We start from the raw sequence: 20,063 nt of genomic DNA, 5'->3' as shown, positions 1-20,063 counted from the left end.
AACCCACCGATCTTGACGTGTGGATGGTTCGATGGAGCCCTCGGCGCGGAGCGGGTCGGCAGGGGGTGGGATGTGAAGCGACTCAACGGCATGGACGCCATGCTGCTGTACAGCGAGACGCCGAATCTGCACACGCACACGCTGAAGGTCGCGATCATCCACGCCGCGGACTACCGCGCCGAGCACGGAGAGCCGTTCACCTTCGACGTGTTCCGCCGCACGGTCGCGCGGCGGCTGCACCTCCTCGACCCGCTGCGCTACACACTGGTCGACATCCCGTGGCGGTTGCATCGCCCCATGTGGCTGGAGGACTGCCCGGTCGATCTCGACTACCACCTGCGCCGCGTGGATGTGCCGAGCCCGGGTGGCCGGCGCGAACTCGACGAGGTGATCGGACGGATCGCGAGCACCCCACTGGACCGCAGCCGTCCGTTGTGGGAGTTCCACTTCGCCGAGGGGATGGCCGACGACCGGTTCGCGCTGATCGGGAAGGTGCACCACACGCTGGCCGACGGTGTCGCCTCGGCCAACCTGCTGGCCAGGCTGATGGATCTGGCGGGCTCGCCGTCCACCGAGGAGCGCGACGGCTACGACACCTGCGACGCGCCGTCGCCGCGTGAGCTGTTGCGTGCCGCCGGCCGCGACCACATGCAGAACGTCGCCGCGATCCCCGGGGTGGTGCGCGACGCCGTGCGGGGTGCCGTCCGGGTGAGCCGGCGGTCCCGCGAGCGGGACCGGGAAGCCGAGCAGGCGAAGCTGTTCCGGACTCCGCCGACCTTCCTCAACCATGTCGTCTCGCCCGGACGCACGTTCGCGACCGCGTCGGTCGCGCTGGCCGAGGTCAAGGAGACCGCCAAGGCGCTCGGCGTCACGTTCAACGACATCGTGCTCGGCACCGCGGCGGGTGGGCTGCGCGAACTGCTGCTGCGCTACGACGGGCGCGCCGACCGCCCGATCCTGGCGTCCGTGCCGGTGTCGACCGACCGGTCACCGGACCGGGTCACCGGCAACGAGATCAGTGGACTCGCGGTCTCCCTGCCGGTGCACGTCGACGATCCGCTCGAACGCGTCCGGTTGACGTCACGGGCCACCGCGAGCGCCAAGGAGGTGCACGATCTACTCGGCCCGAAGTTGCAGGGCCAGATGATGGAGTACCTCCCGCCTCCGCTGGCCCCGGCGCTGTTCCGGTGGCAGTCCGCTCGGGCCGCGCATAACCGAGTGATGAACGTCGCGATCTCCACCGTGCCGGGACCACGCGAGCACGGCCACGTCGGCGGCGCCCGGGTCACCGAGATCTACTCGGTCGGGGTGCTGTCGGCGGGCAGCGCGTTCAACATGACAGTGTGGAGTTACGTCGACCAGGTGGACATCTCGGTGCTCTCCGACGACGCCACGTTCGGCGATGTGCACGAGGCCACCGACGCGATGATCCACGGGCTGAGCGAGATCCGGCGCGCCGCAGGGCTTCCCGGCCTCTCGACGGTGGGCACCGCGATGGCCCCGGCACCTGCCCTCAACTAGTCGACGAGGTCGAGCAGGTCCTTGCGCACCACCTTGCCGGTGCTGCCGCGCGGCAGTTCGTCGAGCACCGTGATCTGCCGCGGCACCTTGTAATTCGCGAGGTTGTCGCGCACGTGCTGTCTGAGGTCGTCCGGGGTGACGCCAGCCGCGCCGCCGAGCACCACGAAGGCGACGAGGCGTTGCCCGTACTGCTCGTCGTCGACGCCGAGCACGGTGGCCTCGGCGACCTCGGGATGGGCCGCGAGCACCTTCTCGACCTCGATCGGGTAGACATTCTCGCCACCGGAGACGATCATCTCGTCGTCGCGGCCCACGACGAACAGCCGGCCCGCGGTGTCCAGGTAGCCCATGTCCCCCGAGGCCATGAACCCGTCGTGGAAGTCCTTGGTGTTCCCGGAGGTGTAGCCGTCGAACAGGGTGCCGCTGCGCACGAAGATCTTCCCCGTCTCGCCGGCGGGCAGCTCGTTGAACTCGGCGTCGAGGATGCGAATCTCGGTGCCGTCGGCCGGTGTTCCCGCAGTATCGGGCGCGGCCCGCAGATCGGCCGGGGTGGCGGTCGCGATCATCCCGGCCTCGGTGGCGTTGTAGTTGTTGTAGATCACGTCACCGAATTGGTCCATGAACCTGATCACCACGTCGGGCCGCATCCGGGACCCGGACGCGGTCGCGAAGCGAAGTGACCGGCCGCTGTAGCGGTTCCGGACGTCGTCGGGCAGATCCATGATGCGGTCGAACATGACCGGGACGACGGCCAGGCCCGTGGCACGGTGCTCATCGACCAGCGCCAGCGTCGCCTCGGGGTCGAACTTGCGCCGGGTGACGATGGTGCACGCGAGCAGCGCGGCGAACAACAGTTGCGAGAACCCCCAGGCGTGAAACATCGGCGCGACGATCACGATCGGTTCTTCCGCCCGCCACGGGGTGCGGTCGAGCACGGCCTTCAGATCGCCCACCCCGCCGCTGCCCGCGCCCCGCTTGGCGCCCTTCGGGGTGCCGGTGGTGCCCGATGTCAGCAGGATGATGTCGCTCTTGCGCTGGCTGGGTTCCGGGCGCCGGCCGGCGTTCTCGTCGATCAGGCGGTCCACTGTCAGTGTCTCGGGCGATCCGTCGACCCAGCCCAGGATGCGGACGGCATCGGGCTTGTCGGCCATGGCGCGGTCGACGATCGCGGCGAACTCCTCGTCGTAGATGACGACGTCGGCGCCTTCGCGGTCGACCACCTCGGCCAGCGCGGGCCCCGCGAACGAGGTGTTGAGCAGCAGCACGTCGGAGCCGATCCGGTTCGCGGCGACCAACGCCTCGATGAAGCCGCGATGGTTACGGCACATCACCGCAACCGTTTTCGGGGTCCCGCCGGGCAGGCGCGCGAGGCCGGCGGCCAGCGCGTCACAGCGGTCGTCGAGTTGCTTCCAGGTCAGCGTGCCCCGCTCGTCGATGAGCCCGGGCCGGTCGGGGCAGCGCTGCGCGGCGATCGCGAAGCCGACGGTCGCGGTCATCCCGACGCGACGGACCGCCGTGCCCATCCGCAGATACTTGTCCGGGCGCAGTGGTGCGATCAGGCCTGCGCGCCAAAGCGTTTGAAGGACTCCCAGATTGTCGGCCATGAGCGCTCAGCCAAGCACAGGAAAGCGACGTTCGCGGGCCAATTCGTCGAGCGCGGCCTGCATCACCGCCCTGACGTGGAGGTCGACGGCGTCGACGTCGGGGTCCTCGCCGAACTCGGCCCGGATGTCGATCGGGTCGAGCACCCGGGTGACGATCTTCGACGGCAGCGGCACGTTCGGCGGGAAGATGGCCGACAGGCCGAACGGGAAACCGATGGACAGCGGCAGGATCTCCATGCGGGCGCGGGTGAGGCCGAGGCGCCTGGCGATCGAGTCGCCGCGGGCCAGGAACAACTGCGTTTCCTGGGCGCCGATGGAGACCACCGGCACGATCGGCACGCCGGTCTCGATCGCGGTGCGGACGTAGCCTTTTCTGCCGTTGAAGTCGATGACGTTCTCGGTGAACGTCGGGCGGTACGAGTCGTAGTCGCCGCCGGGGAACACCAGCACCACCGAACCATCGCGAAGCGCCTTCGCGGCGTTCTCCCGGCTCGCCTCGATCACTCCGGACCGGCGCAGCCAGTCGCCGATGTTGCCGAGAAACACACCGTAGTGGGCCAGCGTGTAGAGCGGCCGATCGAAGCCGAACCGTTTGTAGAAGGCCGGCGCGAGCACCATCACATCGGGCGTCAGCATCCCGCCGGAGTGGTTGGACACCACCAGCGCGCCACCGGCGGCGGGCATCCGGTCCAGATCCCGGACCTCGGCGCGAAAGTAGCGCTTGATGACCGGTCCGACCCGGTCCATGATCTGCTTGGTGAAGCCGGGATCCCACTTGGCGACTTCTTTATCCGCCCCGCCGCTGCTCATAGTGTGTCTGTTCCCACTTCAGGTCCCCCACTATCGACACTGATCGGAATACTGTACTCTCCGAAAAAGAGAATACCATATCCGCAGGTAGGAGCAGTTATGTCCGGCACGGTGCTCGTCACCGGCGGTTTCGGTCTGGTCGGTTCGGCCACCGCGCGCCAGCTCGCGGCAGACGGGCGCCGCGTGATCGTCGCCGACCTCGACACCCCGGCCAACCGCAAGGCGGCCGACAAGCTGCCCGACGGCGTCGAGTACCGCTGGACCGACCTTACCGACGCGGGTCAGGTCGAACGCCTGGTGTCCGAGACCGCACCGGCCGCCGTCATCCACCTCGCCGCGATCATCGCGCCCGCCATCTACCGCGCCCCGAAACTGGCCCGCAAGGTCAACGTCGACGCGACGGCGACCCTGGTCCGGATCGCCGAGGCGCAGCCGAACCCGCCGCGGTTCGTCCACGCCTCGAGCAACGCGGTGTTCGGTCCGCGCAATCCGCACCGCAACCCGGAGCCGCTGCGCGCCGACGATCCGATGCGACCGTGCGACATCTACAGCGGCACCAAGGCCGAAGCCGAGGAGATCGTCCGATCCTCCAGCCTCGACTGGGTGGTGCTGCGGTTCGGCGGCGTGCTCAGCACCGATCTCGGCGCGCTGCCGCTGGGCGGCGACGCCATGTTGTTCGAGAGCGCCCTGCCCAGCGACAACCGGGTGCAGACCGTCGATGTCCGAGATGTCGCGTTCGCCTGCGCGGCGGCGACGACGGCCGACGTCGTGGGTGAGATCCTGCTGATCGCCGGCGACGAGTCGCACCGGCATTGCTACGGCGACCTCGCGCCGGCACTGGTGGCGGCGCTCGGCATGCCCGGCGCCATCCCGCCGGGGCGTCCCGGCGACCCCGACAGCGACACCGACTGGTTCGTCACCGACTGGATGGACACCACGCGGGCCCAGGAGGCGCTGCAGTTCCAACGTCATTCGTGGGACGACATGATGGGTGAGCTGCGGTCGAAATTCTGGTTCGCCCGGATACCGGGTGCGCTGCTGGCCCCGCTGGTGCGCGAGTTCATGAAGCGCCGCAGCGTGTACTGGAACGCGCCGGGGAAGTACGCCGACCCGTGGGGCGCGATTCGCGACAAGTTGGGCGATCCGTCCTGGGAACGGCCGTAAGCACCTCGCTGACCGCATAGTGTTGCCCGCTGTGGATGGATATGAAGGGCGCTCGGCGGTCATCACCGGCGGCGCGAGCGGCATCGGGTTGGCCACCGCCAGGGAGTTCGCCCGCCGCGGCGCGCGGCTGATGCTCGCCGACGTCAACTCGGTCACGCTCGACGCGGCCGTGGCGGAGCTGCGCGACGAGGGCGCCGACGTCCACGGCGTCGTCTGCGACGTCCGCAAGCTCGACGACGTCACCGCCCTGGCCGACCAGGCGTTCGGCGAGTTCGGTTCGGTGCACGTGGTGTTCAACAACGCGGGCATCGCCTATGCGGGCCCGATCGTCGAAACCTCCCATGAGGACTGGCGATTCGTCATCGACGTCGACCTGTGGGGGCCGATCCACGGCGTCGAGGCGTTCCTGCCCCGGCTGATCGCGCAGGACGAGCCCAGCCACATCGCGTTCACCGCGTCGTTCGCCGGGCTGATCCCCAATGTCGGCCTCGGGCCCTACTGCGTCGCAAAGTACGGCGTCGTCGCGCTGGCCGAGACGTTGTCGCGTGAGGTGCGGGCCAACGGCATCGGGGTCTCGGTGCTGTGCCCGATGATCGTCGAGACCGACCTGATGGCCAACAGCGAACGCGTCCGCAGCGACGAGTACGGCCCGGCCACCCCGGTCGGTGAGCTGCCGTCCGCGTCGACCGATCCCGAGGTCACCGCCGAGGAGGTCGCGCGGCTGATGGCCGACGGCATCCTCGCCAACCGCCTCTATGTCATTCCGCACAGCGTGTCGCGCGGTTCGATCCGCCGCCGGTTCGAGCGCATCGACCACGCCTTCGAGGAGCAGGCCGCCGAGGGCTGGACCCACTGATTCCTCTTCTTCTCCGCCGAGAGTACGGTTTCTGACGCAAAACGCGAGAAGAGTCGTCAATAACCGTACTCTCGGCGGGATCAGGAGGGGCCAAGCGTCGGCCGCCCGGTCTGCGGGTGGTGATACCAGCCGCCCGCCGCGTGCGTGCCGCCGTCGATGTGAATCGTCTGCCCGGTGAGGTAGCGGGCCATGTCGGACGCGAGAAAGACCGCAGCACCGGCGATTTCGTCGACGTGTCCGGGGCGTCCCATCGGGATGCCGGGCGCGGTGTCGGGCGACAGCGCGCCGCCGGACATCTCCACCAGCCCGTCGGTCAGGGTGAGGTCCGGGGCCAGTGCGTTCACGCGGATGCCGTGCGGCGACAGTTCGAACGACGCGGTCTGCGTGTAATTGATGACGCCGGCTTTCGCGGCCGCGTACGCAGCGTATCCGGGGGCGGCCCGCACGCCTTCGATCGAGGTGACGTTGATGACGCTGCCGGGCAGCCGCGCGTGCACGAGTCGCCGAGCCACCCGTTGCGTGCACGACAGCACGTGCCGGAGATTCGCCTTGTACAGTGCGTCCCAACCGTTTTCGGAGGTGTCGAGCAGCGGCGAGTAGAACGTCCCGCCCGCGTTGTTGACCAGGATCGTGACCTCGCCGAGTTCGTCGACGGTGCGCTGCAGCGCCGCGTCGACTTGCTCGCCGTCGCGCACATCGGCGACGATGCCCAGCGCCCCGCAACTGTCGCCGGCGGCCGCGCATGCGTCGGGATCGCGTTCCCAGATGGCCACCGAGGCGCCGAACGCCGCCAGGCCCTGCGCGATCCCGCGGCCGATGCCGCGTCCGCCGCCGGTGACCACCGCGACGCGGTCGGTGAGCAGGATGTCGGACGGGTCGATGGCCATGGGCTGAGTCAACCAGTCTTGGTGGTGCGGATGGTCAGACCCGCCGGTGCCGACCCGATGATGCCCTGGCTCTCCAGCTCGTCGATCTCGTCGTCGCTCAGCCCGAGGCCCGACAGCACCTCGCGGTTGTGCTCGCCGAGCAGCGGTGCGGGCGCGCGGTGCAGCGGCGCGCTCACCGACGACATGCGCATCGGCACCGTGCTGTGCCGCGCGGCGGGGTTGACGGGGTGGTTCACGCGCTCGTAGAACCCGCGGTGGGCCAGCTGCGGGAGGTCCCCGACGCGGTGCGGTTGCATGACCTTGGCGACCGGCACCCCTGCCGCCCAGAGGGTTTCGACGATCTGGTCGCCGGTGCGGGTGGCACACCATTCGCCGAGCCGGGCGTCGATCAGATCGTGGTGGCGACGACGACCGTCGGCGCTCGCCAGCTCCGGCGTCACCCACGTCGGGTCACCCAGCGCGGCGACCAGCCCGGCCCACTGCTCGTCGGTGGCGACGGCGATCGCCACCCAGTCGTCCGGCCGACCGAACTCGTCGAGTTCACCGGTGCGGTAGAGGTTCTGGGGTGCCGCGGCGGGCCCGCGGTTGCCCTGGCGCTGCAGCAGCGTGCCGTGCGCCGAGTATTCGACGACCTGCTCGGCGGCGACGTTGAGCGCGGCGTCGACCATCGCGGCCTCGATCCGCACCCCCTCCCCCGTCTTGCGCCGGTGTTCGAGGGCCAGCAGCAGCGCGGTCAGCCCGTGCACCCCCGCGTTGGGGTCACCGACCGAGTATGGCTCGACCGGGTTCTGGTCGGGATGTCCGGTGAGCCAGGTGATTCCGGAGCAGTCCTCGATGACGTAGGCGAACGCCGGCTTGTCCCGCCACGGCCCGTCCAGGCCGAACCCGGGCATCCGGAGGATGATCGCGTCGGGGCGCAGCCGCTGCACGCCCTCGAAGTCCAGCCCGATCTGCTCGAGCAGCCGCGGCGTGTAGTTCTCGACGATCACGTCGCAGGTCGTGATCAGCTCGCGCAGCAGTTCGACGCCGCGCTCGGACCGGATGTCCAGCGTGACGCTCTTCTTACCCGTGTTGAGGCCCGTGAAGATCGGCGACCGCTCCCACCACTGCTCCTCGGTGATCGGCACGCCGGCGATCAACCGGGTGCCGTCGGGTCGCGCCGTGGACTCCACGTGGATCACCTCGGCGCCGAGCATCGCCAGCACATGTGTGCACGACGGCCCCGCCCAGAAGCTCGTCATGTCCAGGACGCGGATCCCGTCGACCGGCAGACCCCCCGAAATAGCATTCCTGGCTGTTGCATCGCCCGATCGACGACCGGGAATGCTATGTCGCGACCGGTAGGTCTCGGTGTGCTCGCCGAGGCGTGGTGTCGGGTCCGCCGAGCGCAGCAGCGGCGGCGACGTGCGATACGGCGGCCCGGGCTGGGTGAACCCGTCGCGCGGATTGCTGACGAACGTGCCGCGCTCGACGAACTGCTCGAAGGACGTCACGGTCGCGCCGTTGCCGACCGGCGCATTGGGAATGCGGAACGCCGACGACAGGTCGAGGATGTCCTCGACGCGGTTCTCCCGCACCCATTCGTAGATCTGTTCAGCGTGGATGTTGGCCTGTTCGGTGATCGACAGATCGGACGCTTCGTCGATCCACTCGTCGTGGCCGACCATCGCGCACAAGTCGAACCACTGCTGGGCGGTACCGCAGCCCAGCGCCACCAGCCCGTCGGCCGCCGACGCGACACCCGGGATCGTCAACCGCCGGCGGTCCCGGAACGGCCGGCCCAGCGCGTCGAAGAACGGAACGGAATAGTAGGTCAGGCAAAGGATCTGGGTCTCGAGCATGGACAGGTCGACGAGCCCGGCGGGCAGCGCCAGCGTGGCGACGGCGGCGTACGCGCCCGCCAGGTACTCCCCGATCTGCCCGGCGACGAACAGCGGCGCCCGATCCTGCGCGCCGCGGCCGAGCCCGATCACCCCGCCCGACCACGCCTGCGTGGTGAACTCGGTGGCCGGTTTGTCGGCCCACGGCCCGTCCAGACCGAACGGCGTGATCGAGGTGACGGTCAGATGGTCGTAGGCGTCCGCGATCGCGGCCGGACCGAACTCGTCGAGCTCCGCGACCGCGGATCCGTGCGACCACACCGCCGCATCGGCCGCCGCCAGCAGGCCGCGCAGCATGTCCAGATCGTCGGTCGAGCCGGAGTCGACGACCACGCTGTGCTTCGAGCAGGCCAGGAAGCTGAACAGTGCGCCGTCGCCGTCCGGTTCGACCGGTGCGCCGGACGCCGACCATGACCGCAGCGGATCACCCTGCGGCGATTCGACTTTGATCACCGTGGCGCCGCCGTCGGCGAGCAGTTTGGTGCAGTAGGCGCCCGCGATACCGCTCGACAGGTCAACGATGGTGTAGTCGTCCAGCGCCGGCACTATTCCTTCTTTCTGCGGTTGGCCTTGCTCAACCGGAACTCGGGCGGGAACTTGTCGTCGTTGTCGTTGACCGCGTCGGCGAGGCCGGCGTCGATGGCATCACCGAGCATGAAGTCGCCGCCATCGGGGCGCGCCGCCCCGCCCATCGACTCGAACATCGCCGACAGCAAGCTGCCCAGGTACTCGCCCTGGAACTGCTTGACCACCTCGAAGAACATCTTCTGCTGAAAGACGCTGTCCACCGGGCGGTTCCGCGCGCAGGCGTGGGCGTACTTGGCGACCTCCGCCTCGAGTTGGTCGCGCGGCACCACCTTGTTGAGGAAGTTGCAGTCCTTCATCTCCGCCGCGGTGAACGGCCGTCCGGTGAACACCATCTCCTGGAAGGGCCGCAGCCCCATGGTCATCACCCAGGTCCACATCCGCGGCCCCCAGCCGAAGTACCGGAACGACGGATGCCCGAACAGCGCGTCGTCGCTGGAGATCACCAGATCGGCGTCGGCACACTGGTAGAAGTGCCAGCCGTAGCAGTAGCCCTTGGCTTCCACGATGCTGATCTTCTTGAGTTCCTGCAGCGCCCGGTTACCCGCGGCGGCGTTGGCGTACCACTGCCCCATCGTGGCGCCGTGCCGGAACGACCCCTTCGGCGGATAGGCCACCTCGGGATCGTCGACCCGCAGTTCGGCGAGCCGGGCGGCGTCGTCGCCGGCCATGAAGTCCGGCAGATCGGCCCCGCTGCCCAGGTTCTCCCCGACGCCGCGGATCACGACGACCTTGACGTCGTCGTCGACGGTCGCCCCGCGCAACAGGTCGGCATAGCGTAGCCGCGCAGCGGATGTCGGCGCGTTCAGGTACTCGGGGCGGTTGAACGTGATCGTCGCGATCTTGGTCGCCGGGTCCTTCTCGTAGAGGACGATCTCCTCTGGGGCGGGCCGACTCCCGGAGTCCGACATGGCCTCAACCGATTCCGACGCCCGCACCACTCCAGAACGGGCTCGACGTCAGCACGTCCGGGCCCTCGGCGGTGATGTGCACCGCCTCCCGGCTGAAGACGGCGCCGACGCCCTGCTGCCAGACGTAGCCGCTGACTGCGAGCACCATGCCGGGTTCGAGCACCTCGTCGGCCACCGTGGCGCGCAGTGCCGGGGTGACGACGGGCGAGTCGTACCCCAGACCCAGACCGTGCGCGACGGGCATCGCGGGCAGCGGCTCACCGGCCGACTCGTAGGCCGCCAGCAGGTCGCTCGCGCGGTTTCCGGGCCGGCATGCCGCGATCAGCTTGTCCCACAGCCTGTTCCAGCGGTCGTAGAGATCGGGTATCGCCGAGCCGGAGACCTCACCGACCGGCCAGGTGCGGCCGACCTCGCCGACGTAGCCGTCGGCCAGCGCACCCGCGGAGAACGCCACCAGGTCACCGTCCTCGATGCGACCGTCGGTCCGGGCCCGCCGCCACGGATGCTCCTTGCTGGTCACCCAGGCGCCGTCCTGGGTGGCGGGCGTGGTGACACCGCCGGCGGCCATCGCCTCCATCAGCGCGCCGAGCAGGGACCGCTCGGTGGTGCCGGCGGCCAGTTCGGCGCGTGCGGCGTCGAGCGCCGATTCGGCCACCGCCAGCGCGCCGCGCAGCACCGCGATCTCCTCGGGCGTCTTGATCCGCCGCGCCGCCCGCAGCGCGGGTTCGGCGTCGACGATCTCGGCGTTCGGGAAGGCCATCGGCAGCAGCTGCGCGAATGTCGGTGTGAGCGAATCTGTTCCGACACGTTTGACCGTGGCCGCGCCCGGCAGCGCCTTGAGCACCTCGACGAGGGTCATCGGGTTCCACGCCAGCCCGTACAGGTGGTCGTGGGGGATCTCGTCGGGGATGCCCTCGTCCCAGGTGCTGTTGAGGTGGATCTCGCCGGTGGACCGGACCACCTCGCAGATGGGGCCGAACGGCCGGGTGCCCGCGACCCAGAGTTGCGGCGCGCCGGTGACGTACCGCACGTTGGCCTGCCGGCCGAGCACCAGGATGTCGATGTCGCGGTCGGCCATCTCGGCCAGTGCCCGCTCGCGGCGTCCCCGACGCAGATCGGCTGCGTCAGGAAGGATTTCGAGTGCCATTCAGATCCGATCCTGTCCGTAGGGCGCGTACGGGTAGTCGGTGATCGACCGGTATCCGTCCTCGGTGATGACCACGATCTCCTCGCTGCGATAGCCGCCGGTGCCGTCCTCCCACACGACGGGTTCGAGCACCAACAGCATGCCGGCGGGGAACACGAAGTTGTCGTCGAACTCCTCGCCGAGATCGGTTCCGATCATCGGCATCTCGGCGGCGTTGGTGCCGATGCCGTGGCCGAGGTAGAAGTGCGGCAGCCACGGTTTGGTCCCGCCGTTCGCGGCGATGGCCGCGCGGGCGAGGTCCCCGGACGTCGCGCCGGCCTTGGTGACCGCCAGCACTGCCGCAAGGATTTCACGCCATTTGTCGAACTGCGCCTGCTGACGATCGGTCGGTTCGTCGCCGACCAGCCAGGTGCGGCCGAAGTCGGAGCAGTAGCCGGTGTAGGTGATGCTGACGTCGGTCCACAGCACGTCCCCGCGTTCGAGTTCGCGCTCGGTGGTCAGCAGCGGCAACGCGAGATCACCGGTGGTGGTCCAGACCGACCCGCTGGTCTTGGTCGTGGGCATCACCTGCCAGATCGCCTCGAGCATGTTGGCGGTCGCGCCGAGTTCGAACGCGCGCCGCACGAACGCCGCCGACAGGTCGACCTGGCGCACCCCGGGTGCCAGCGCCTTCTGCACGTCGACCATCGCCTCTTCGGTGATGCGGCAGGCATTGCGCACACACGACACCTGGTCGGGTGTCTTGACCAACTTGGCCGGCCCCACCACCTGTGCGGCGTCCGACGGCGGGCCCGCGGGGAACAGCTTGGCCGACGCCCGGCGCATCGCACCGGTCAATTCGTCGACGGCCACCTTGCCGCCCGTCGGCACCAGATCGGCCAGCACCGTCGCCAAAACCTCGACACCCTCGTCGAATTCGAGGTACAGCGGCCCGTGCACGTGGTCGTCGGGCACCTCGCTCTGCGAGGCCGAGCCCTCCCGCAGCGGCATGAACAAATGCGGGTGCGGATCGTCGGCCAGCACGATGGCGACCGGACGCTCGACATGCGAGAGGCCCGCGTCGAGCAGCGGCCAGCTGACGCCGGTCGCGTACACGACATTGCCGTTGCCGATCAGCACCAGCGCGTCGACGCCCTTGTCGCGCATCGAGTCGCGAAGCCGGGCACCGCATTCGCGGTACATCCGGGCGCGGTCCGGAAGCTCGGGGATGTCGAAGGAAGTGGACTGCGGCGCGAAGGTGGTCACGAGATCCCCAGGAAATTCTTGATGTTGGTGCTGACGACCTTGACGGCGTCCTCGGGGCCGACCGCATCGACGACGGTCTTGAGCGACCTCTCCGAGTACCCGAACGTCGACTCGTTGTGCGGGTAGTCCGACGACCACATCACGTTGTCCACGCCGATCTTGTCGATGAGTTCAAGACCGAGCGGGTCGACCATGAACGAAGCGTTCATGTGGTCGTCCCAGTAGTGCCGGACCGGGTGCTGCAGTTCGTGGTTGAACATGTGCCGGTACGACGCGAGCATGTGCTCGGCGTCCTGCAGAGCCGTTGGCACCCAGGCGATTCCGCCTTCGAACCAGCCGATCTTGAGCGCGGGGTGGCGGTCGAGGATGCCGGAGAACACGTACTTGGCGAACTGTTCGCGGAACGAGTCGACGTTGACCATCATCCCCACCACGACGCTGTTGTGCTGGCACGGCGTCTTGGGCGGGGTCTCGCCGATGTGGTGGCTGACCGGCAGGCCGGCCGCTTCGATCTCGTCCCACACCGCGTCCATGTCGGTGCTGCCGTAGTCGTAGATGTTGCCCTCGTCGTCCTTGCCGGGGTTCAGCGGCAGCAGGAACGTCTTGAGCCCGAGCGACTTCAGCTCCTCCAGTGTGCTCCTGGTGCCCTTGGGGTCCCACCAGTTGATCAGCCCGACGCCGTAGAAGTGGCCGTTGCTGCGCTCCTGCAGATCGGCGATGTGTTCGTTGTAGATCCGGAACACCCGCTCGCGCAGCGCCTTGTCCGGATAATGGAACAGCGCCAGCACGGCATTGGGGAACGCCAGTTCCTTGTCGATGCCGTCCTCTTTGAGCTCGCGCACCCGCGCCTCGATGTTGTTCGACGCCGCGCCCGCGAGGTCGTCGTACTGCATGAGCACCCGGCCGAAGTCGCCGCCGGTCCAGGCCTTGCCCTTCATGCCGACCATGTAGGCGCCGTCCTCGTACCAGATGCGCGGCGCGGCGCCCTTGAGCTCCTCGGGGAAGCGGTCGTAGAAGATGTCGTCGGCCACCGAGATGTGGTTGTCGGCGGAGAAGATCTCGGTGCCCCTAGGAAGATCAGCAAGTCCGTCCTTGGATGCGTGGCCCTTACGGTGCTTGGGGGCGCCGAAACCCTCGGGTGGGTAGAGCGTGGTTGTTGGGGGGTGGGCGGGCGTTTTCATTGGCGTAGACATCGTTGACACTCCAATCGGGCTGTGGGATGGACCTGACTACCAGGTCACCGGAAGTTCGTAGACGCCGTAGGCGAGGCGGTCATGCTTGAACGGCACCTCTTCGATCGGCACCGCCAGCCGCATCGTCGGGATGCGCCGCAGCAGGGTGTGGAAGACGATCTGCAGTTCGGCACGGGCGAGCTGCTGGCCGACGCACTGATGGCGGCCGTAGCCGAAGCCGAGCTGCTGGCCGGCGTCGCGGTGCAGGTCGAGCTTGTCGGGTTCGGGATAGGCGGCGGCGTCCCAGTTCGCGGGAGCGAGGTCGAGGATGATGCCCTCTCCGGCGCGGATGGTCTCGCCGGCGATCTCGATGTCCTCGAGCGCAACGCGGCGCTGCCCGTTCTGGATGATCGACAGGTAGCGCATCAGCTCCTCGACCGCGTTCGCGATGAACTTCGGGTCATCCGAATCCCGCAGCTGTGCAGCCTGTTCCGGGTTGTCCAGCAGCGCCAGCACCCCGATGCCGATCATGTTGGCAGTGGTCTCGTGGCCCGCGATCAACAGGCCGGTGCCCAGCTGGGCGGCCTCCTTGACGCTGATCTCGCCGGCGGTGACCCGCTCGGCGAGGTCGGACACCGCGTCCTCGGCGGGGTTGGCCATCTTGGTCTCGACGAGGTCGATGAGGTACTTGTGCAGGCTCATCGCGCCCTTCTGGCCGTCCTCCGCCGAGGCGTACCGGGCCAGTCCGACATTGGCGTGGTGCTGGAAGAACTCGTGGTCCTCGTAGGGCACGCCGAGCATGTCGCTGATCACCCGGGTGGGCACCGGCAGCGCGAGTTTGGCGACGATGTCGGCGGGCTGCGGGCCGGCCAGGATGGCGTCGATGCACTCGTCGGTCACCTGCTGGATGGCCGGGCGCAGGCCTTCGACCCGTTTGAAGGTGAACGGCTTGGACAGCATCCGGCGGAACCGGGTGTGCTCCTCGGCATCCGAGGTGAACACCGAGCGCGGGCGCTTGTAAACCGTGGAGAGCATGTGCTCGTTCCAGTGCGGGAAGCCCTCGATCCGGTCGTCGACGCTGACCCGCGAGTCGGCGAACAGCTCGCGCGCCACCGCGTGGCCGGTGATCAGCCACGGCGTGCTGCCGTTCCAGATGCGCACGCGCGACAGCGGTTTGGCCTCGCCCATCTTCAGCATCTGCGGAGGCGGAGCGAACGGGCAGCGGGTGTCGCGCTCCATCGGATACTCGGGAATCTCTGCGGAGACGTCGGGGGTGCCGGTCAGGGTGTCGGACATTGAGCTCTCAATCCTCGATGTGGATGGCGAGTGCGGGACAGGCCGCGGCCGCCTTGCGGGCGTCCTCGGCGCGGTCCTCGCTCGGGCTGTCGTCGAGCAGGACGACGACGCCGTCGTCGTCACGTTGGTCGAACACGTCGCCGGCGTTGAGCACACACTGACCGGACGACACGCACTTGTCTTGATCGACGGTGACTTTCATCGCGCCGGCTGCTCCGTGATCGGCGCCTCCCACAGCCCGACGATCGCGTCGATGAGCCCGGAGGCCACCGAACTCCACGTCGTCCTGGGCATGTCGGCGCCCTCGGCGAAGGCCCGCTCGAAGTCGGCGCAGGTGTGCATCATCAGGTTGCGCACCATGATGTTTCGCTCGGTGACCACGGCCATCGGCAGGTCGGGCAGGCAGCGGGTGATGCCGTCGACCACGCGCAGCAGCGACGGGGACGCCAACGCGTCCTTGACGACGATCTTCTGGTAGGCGGGATCGGCCAGCGCCTGCGCGGCGAAGCGCGCGTACCAGGTCGGGTTGCCGAGTTGGTCGAGGTGCTCGGTCAGCGAACACACCATGCAGGCGATCCAGTCGCGCAGTTGAGTCGACTCGCCGGTCGCGGCGACCATCCGCTCGAGCAACCGCTCGATGGAGCCGCGGTGCTTCTGTTCGATGGCGCGGACCAGATCGGTCTTGGTGCCGAAGTGGTAGCCGACCGCGGCGTTGTTGCCCTGCCCCGCTGCCTCGCTGACCTGGCGGTTCGACACCGCATACACGCCGTGCTCGGCGAACAGCCGCTCGGCGGCAGCCAGGATGGCCTCCCGCGTGATGCTGGCCCGGTCGGTACGCACACTTCTGGCGGCGGTGGTCACCGTCACAGTCAACCGCGACGCCGCGGTTAAGTCAAGCGACTGATTTAAAGCTGTCACGGCTTCGGTTTGCGCACGATGACCTTGCCCGCGGTGGTGCCGCCGTCGATCGGCAACACGGTGCCGGTGACGTAGCGCGAGCGGTCGCCGGCGAAGTACAGCGCGGCCTCGGCGACGTCGTCGACGGTGCCCTCGCGCTTCAGCGGCCGGTCGTTGCGCATCTGCTCGCGGATCTTCGCCTCGAACTCCTCGAGCCGCTGCAGGTCCTCCCCCGAGGCGGACTTGCGCACGATCGCGGTGCGGATGTTGCCCGGCGCGATCGCGTTGACGCGAACCTCGTAGTGCGCGAGATCGATTGCGGCGGACTTGGTGAACTGGATGACCGCGGCTTTCGAGGCCCGGTAGGTCATCACCCCGCCCCCGGCCTGGATGCCGCCGATCGAGGTGAGGTTGATGATCGACCCGCCGCCGTTCTTGGACATGTGTCGCGCCGCGTCGCGGGTGCCCGCCATCACCGCGAGCACGTTGACCGCCATCACGTTGTGGAAGTCGGCGAGGTCGTCGTCGAGGAACTTGGCGAACATCTTGCCCGACACGCCCGCGTTGTTGACCATGACGTGCAGGCCGCCGAATTCGTCGACGGCGGTGGTGACCAGCCGGGTCACCTGCGCCACCTCGGCGACGTCGGATTCGATGAACCGGACGGCGTCGCCGAGATCCGCGGTGAGTTGCGCGCCGGCGTCGGCGTCGATGTCGCCGACCACCACCCGGGCACCCTCGGCGACGAACCGTCGCACCAGGCCTTCGCCCAAACCCGATGCGCCACCGGTGACTACCGCCACCTTGCCGTCGAGTTCGCCGGTCATGTCGTCGCTCCTTCGTGAAGTTCGGCCCAGAAGCCGAGCAGTAGTTCGTTGACGGCGTCGGGTTGCTCGATCTGCGGGCAGTGGCCGGCCGCATCGATCACCGCCGACCGGCCGCCGCGGATCTGGCCGGCGATCTCGTCCGCCCACCCGGCGGGCAGCAGCTTGTCACCGCCGCCCTCGACGACCAGCGTCGGCACATCGATGCGGTCGTAGGCCCGCCTGCTCGACGGCAACGGCGGCGCCTCGAGCCCGGGCCGCCGGAACCGCGCCGCCGCCAACGCTTCCCACGCACCCGGCGCGATGCTGGCGCGGTAGCGGCGCTGCACGTAGGCGTCGTCGGCGGGGTAGGACGGGTCGTAGAACAGCGCCTCGACGATCCGGCGCATACCGTCCGGAGTCGCGTCGTAGTCGTAGAGCGCGCCGGAGTGCTCGTTGCGCTGGATCTCGCCGCCGCCGCAGATCGTCACCAGGCTGCGCACCGGCAGCAGCGGCGATTCCGAGGTGGCGTCGACGAACAGGTTGACCGCCCCCATCGAGTTCCCGACGAAGTGCGCGGACTCGACCCCGAGGACCTCGCAGAACCGCGCGATGTGCCGGATGCGCATACCCCGGCCGTCGGTGAAGTCGATGACCTTCGCCGACTCGCCGAACCCGAGCATGTCGAGCGCGAGCACGCGGTACCGCGCGGCGAGCGCGTCGATGTTGCGCTCCCAGCCGATCTCGGCGCTCGCACCGAACTCGCCGCCGTGCAGCAGCACGACCGGATCGCCCTGCCCGGCCTCGAGATAGCGGGTCGTCAACCCGTCGACGAGAATGGTCTTGCGTTCGGTCACGCGCTCTCCCACGCGGCCTTGGCGAAGGTCAGCACCTGGTTGGCGAGCATGTCGAGCTGGTTGCGGGTCGTCTGGTCGGTGAGTTCGCCTGCGTCGTCCCAGATCTGGTCGGCGGAGTTGATCGCCACCCCCAGCGGTGTCGGCCATGCGCGCAGGGCGTGCCCGATGGAGCGCAGCTGCCCGAGCGTGCCGACGGCGGCCTGCCAGCCGTACGCGCAACTGATGCATCCCCACGGCGTGTTGTCGAGGTAGACGCGCGGGTCCTCCCGCAGGTCCTCGATGTAGTCGAGCGCGTTCTTCACCAGGCCCGAGATCGCGCCGTGGTAGCCCGGCGACCCGACCACGACCGCGTCGGCGTCGCGCAGCGCCCCGACCAGTTCGAGGGCCGCCGGGGTGCGCTCCAGCGAGTGCGGGGCGTACATCGGCAGGTTGAGGTCCTCGCCGGAGAACAGCCGGGTCCGTCCGCCCTGCCGCTCGACCGAGGCCAGGCAGTAGCGCAGCGCGCGCTCGGTCGACGAGTTGGCACGCAGCGTGCCACCCAGGCCGACGACGAAGGGCACGCCACCCGTCGTGGTGCTTGCAGTCATCTGGTGTCCCTTACTTGATCGCTATCGGGCTGACCGGCGCGCCCACCGCGCCAACGACTTTCAACGGCGGGGCGATCAGCTGGAACTCGTACACCCCGTCGGCCGCGCAGTCGGCGGCCAGTCCGGTCAGATCCCAGTACTCGCCGAACATCAACCCCATGTCGCGCAGGCAGATCATGTGCATCGGCAGGAAGGTGCCTTCCACCCCGTTGGCGGGGTCGGGGTCCTCGACCATGAGGTTGTCGGCGGCGACGGCTGCGACGTCGTGGTCGTGCAGCCAGGACGCACACCTCCAGTCGAGCCCCGAGCCCGGTTCGGCGCCGTCGCCGGTGGACAGGAACCTGGTCCACCATCCGGTGTGCACGACGACGATGTCGCCGGGGGTGATCGCGACGCCCTGCGCCTTGGCGATGTCGTCGAGTTCGGCGGGCGTCACCGGGTTTCCGGGTTCGAGGAAGACCTCCGCGCCGCGGTGCTTGACGACGTCGAGCAGCACGCCGCGCGACGTGATGCCTTTACCGTCGACCTTTTCGATCCCCAGGTGGAAGGCGCCGAAACTGGTCACCGAGTCCGCGGGAAAGCCGTTGTAGAGCTTGTCCTCGTAGTAGACGTGGCTGATCGCGTCCCACTGCGTGGCCGCCTGCAGTGGCATGACGATCATGTCGTCGTTGAACCGGAACGGGTTGTCGGCGAAGAACGCGCTGACGTCGGCGGCCACGGCGTTGCGTAACCATTCGGGGCCGTACCGGACCAGCGTCGAGGCGTCGCCGCCGTCCACCGTCATCACGTGGGTCGGGTTGGGCCGGAACTTGAACGCGCCCTGCGGCCCACCCGAACTGAAGTCACCGCCGAGCGAGATCACGGTGCCCTTCTTCACCAGCGCCGCGGCTTCGGCGACCTTCTCGGGCGTGATGAAGTTCAGGGTGCCGAGTTCGTCGTCGTCACCCCAGCGGCCCCAGTTGCGCACCTCGTCGGCGACACGCCGGAACTCGCTCATGCTGGCCATGGATCGCCTCTCATCGTCGTGTCACCGAGCCGGCGAGGTCCGTCTCGCCGATCGTTCCGCCGTCCACCCAGATGACCTGTCCGGTCAGGTAACTGGCGGCCGGCCCGTTGAGGAAGGTCAACACGCTCGCCTGCTCGTCCGGCCGGGCGGCGCGGCCCAGCGGCGTGCGGAAGGAGTCGAGGAACTCCTGGCCGTACGCGCTGCGCAGCTGGTCGAGGATCGGCGTGTCGGTGACGCCCGGGGCGGTGCAGTTGATCCGGATTCCCTTGGCGCCCAACGCGGTCACCTGAGCCATGCCGTAGAGGATGATGGCCTCCTTGGACAGCCGGTAGCCACCGCCGTCGGCGAGCGCCGCGGGATTGCGCCGACACCACTCGATTCCCGCGTCGATCGACTCGGTGTCCACCAGCCCGGCGGTCACCGGCGCATTGTCCCGGTAAGCCGATGCGGCCAGCGACGACACGTTGGCGATCGCCGAACCGGCGGGCATCCTCGGCACCAGCGCCTCGGTGAAATGCCGTGTGCCCAGGAAGTTGATCCGCACCACGCGCAGCGGATCCTTGATCCCCGACGACACCCCGGCGATGTTGAACAACGCGTCGACGCGGTCACCGATCTGCGCGACGGCCGCATCGATCGACCCCGGATCGGACAGGTCGAGTTCGATGAACCGCCCGACCGTGTCCGCGGGGGCCTTGATGTCCAGACCGATCACCTCGGCGCCGAGCTCGGCGACCTGCCGTGCGACGTGGGCACCGATCCCGGAGGCGCACCCGGTGACCACGACGCGACGCCCGTCATAGCGCCACAGGTCGCCGATTTCGCTCACCGGCAC

General features: G+C 68.7%; 19 protein-coding genes. 3 read left to right on the top strand and 16 right to left on the bottom strand.

Features of this window, described 5'->3' with window-relative positions; genetic code table 11:
* The first annotated feature begins 72 nt into the window (after positions 1-72).
* On the top strand, positions 73-1,521 hold the full coding sequence (locus tag BLW81_RS15870; RefSeq protein WP_083407996.1) for a WS/DGAT/MGAT family O-acyltransferase: 1,449 nt from the start codon (positions 73-75) through the stop codon (positions 1,519-1,521).
* Here BLW81_RS15870 and fadD12 read toward each other — a convergent pair.
* Positions 1,518-3,125: an acyl-CoA ligase FadD12 gene (gene fadD12, locus BLW81_RS15865; protein ID WP_083407995.1), complete on the bottom strand. Its 1,608-nt coding sequence runs from the start codon at positions 3,123-3,125 to the stop codon at positions 1,518-1,520. The genes BLW81_RS15870 and fadD12 overlap by 4 nt on opposite strands.
* Before the next feature lie 6 nt (positions 3,126-3,131).
* Entirely contained in the window at positions 3,132-3,935 is an 804-nt protein-coding gene (locus BLW81_RS15860) for a lysophospholipid acyltransferase family protein (protein ID WP_083407994.1), read from the bottom strand.
* 99 nt (positions 3,936-4,034) lie between these two features.
* On the opposite strand from BLW81_RS15860, the gene BLW81_RS15855 reads away from it, so the two are divergent.
* Positions 4,035-5,099, top strand: coding sequence for an NAD-dependent epimerase/dehydratase family protein (locus BLW81_RS15855; protein WP_083407993.1), 1,065 nt, complete (start codon positions 4,035-4,037; stop codon positions 5,097-5,099).
* Positions 5,100-5,130: 31 nt separating this feature from the next.
* Complete coding sequence (locus tag BLW81_RS15850) at positions 5,131-5,955, top strand: SDR family NAD(P)-dependent oxidoreductase (protein WP_083407992.1); 825 nt, start codon at positions 5,131-5,133, stop codon at positions 5,953-5,955.
* Between the two features lie 80 nt (positions 5,956-6,035).
* Here BLW81_RS15850 and BLW81_RS15845 read toward each other — a convergent pair whose 3' ends face one another.
* Genes BLW81_RS15845 through BLW81_RS15780 form a run of 14 tightly spaced genes read right to left on the bottom strand, consistent with a single transcriptional unit; the run spans position 6,036 to position 20,057 of the window.
* The gene (locus tag BLW81_RS15845; protein WP_083407991.1) at positions 6,036-6,842 is read right to left on the bottom strand and encodes an SDR family NAD(P)-dependent oxidoreductase; all 807 of its coding nucleotides are present in this window, start codon (positions 6,840-6,842) and stop codon (positions 6,036-6,038) included.
* Between the two features lie 8 nt (positions 6,843-6,850).
* Positions 6,851-9,271 carry a CaiB/BaiF CoA-transferase family protein gene (locus BLW81_RS15840; protein ID WP_083407990.1) on the bottom strand — a complete coding sequence of 807 codons (2,421 nt, stop codon included), beginning with the start codon at positions 9,269-9,271 and terminating at the stop codon, positions 6,851-6,853.
* Positions 9,268-10,218 (bottom strand): enoyl-CoA hydratase/isomerase family protein, encoded by a 951-nt coding sequence (locus tag BLW81_RS15835; protein WP_083410576.1) that lies wholly within the window; start codon positions 10,216-10,218, stop codon positions 9,268-9,270. The genes BLW81_RS15840 and BLW81_RS15835 overlap by 4 nt, the downstream gene beginning before the upstream one ends.
* Before the next feature lie 4 nt (positions 10,219-10,222).
* Positions 10,223-11,365: a M24 family metallopeptidase gene (locus BLW81_RS15830; RefSeq protein WP_083407989.1), complete on the bottom strand. Its 1,143-nt coding sequence runs from the start codon at positions 11,363-11,365 to the stop codon at positions 10,223-10,225.
* Positions 11,366-12,547 (bottom strand): M24 family metallopeptidase, encoded by a 1,182-nt coding sequence (locus BLW81_RS15825; protein ID WP_173839726.1) that lies wholly within the window; start codon positions 12,545-12,547, stop codon positions 11,366-11,368.
* A 59-nt stretch (positions 12,548-12,606) separates the two neighbouring features.
* Positions 12,607-13,803 carry an amidohydrolase family protein gene (locus BLW81_RS15820; protein WP_083407987.1) on the bottom strand — a complete coding sequence of 399 codons (1,197 nt, stop codon included), beginning with the start codon at positions 13,801-13,803 and terminating at the stop codon, positions 12,607-12,609.
* Between the two features lie 36 nt (positions 13,804-13,839).
* Complete coding sequence (locus BLW81_RS15815) at positions 13,840-15,078, bottom strand: cytochrome P450 (RefSeq protein WP_083407986.1); 1,239 nt, start codon at positions 15,076-15,078, stop codon at positions 13,840-13,842.
* A 7-nt stretch (positions 15,079-15,085) separates the two neighbouring features.
* Positions 15,086-15,280, bottom strand: a complete 195-nt coding sequence (locus tag BLW81_RS15810) for a ferredoxin (protein ID WP_083410575.1) — start codon at positions 15,278-15,280, stop codon at positions 15,086-15,088.
* Entirely contained in the window at positions 15,277-15,939 is a 663-nt protein-coding gene (locus BLW81_RS15805) for a TetR/AcrR family transcriptional regulator (protein ID WP_235632015.1), read from the bottom strand. The genes BLW81_RS15810 and BLW81_RS15805 overlap by 4 nt, the downstream gene beginning before the upstream one ends.
* Before the next feature lie 53 nt (positions 15,940-15,992).
* Positions 15,993-16,802 carry an SDR family NAD(P)-dependent oxidoreductase gene (locus BLW81_RS15800; protein WP_083407984.1) on the bottom strand — a complete coding sequence of 270 codons (810 nt, stop codon included), beginning with the start codon at positions 16,800-16,802 and terminating at the stop codon, positions 15,993-15,995.
* The gene (locus BLW81_RS15795) at positions 16,799-17,635 is read right to left on the bottom strand and encodes an alpha/beta fold hydrolase (RefSeq protein WP_235632014.1); all 837 of its coding nucleotides are present in this window, start codon (positions 17,633-17,635) and stop codon (positions 16,799-16,801) included. The genes BLW81_RS15800 and BLW81_RS15795 overlap by 4 nt, the downstream gene beginning before the upstream one ends.
* Positions 17,632-18,222 (bottom strand): NADPH-dependent FMN reductase, encoded by a 591-nt coding sequence (locus BLW81_RS29985; RefSeq protein ID WP_083407982.1) that lies wholly within the window; start codon positions 18,220-18,222, stop codon positions 17,632-17,634. The genes BLW81_RS15795 and BLW81_RS29985 overlap by 4 nt, the downstream gene beginning before the upstream one ends.
* A gap of 10 nt (positions 18,223-18,232) precedes the next feature.
* Entirely contained in the window at positions 18,233-19,228 is a 996-nt protein-coding gene (locus BLW81_RS15785) for a cyclase family protein (protein WP_083407981.1), read from the bottom strand.
* 10 nt (positions 19,229-19,238) lie between these two features.
* Complete coding sequence (locus tag BLW81_RS15780; RefSeq protein WP_083410574.1) at positions 19,239-20,057, bottom strand: coniferyl-alcohol dehydrogenase; 819 nt, start codon at positions 20,055-20,057, stop codon at positions 19,239-19,241.
* Positions 20,058-20,063 lie beyond the last annotated feature (6 nt).

Source organism: Mycolicibacterium rutilum (assembly GCF_900108565.1).
Lineage (GTDB): Bacteria > Actinomycetota > Actinomycetes > Mycobacteriales > Mycobacteriaceae > Mycobacterium > Mycobacterium rutilum.
This window is presented reverse-complemented; position numbering and strand designations above follow the sequence as displayed.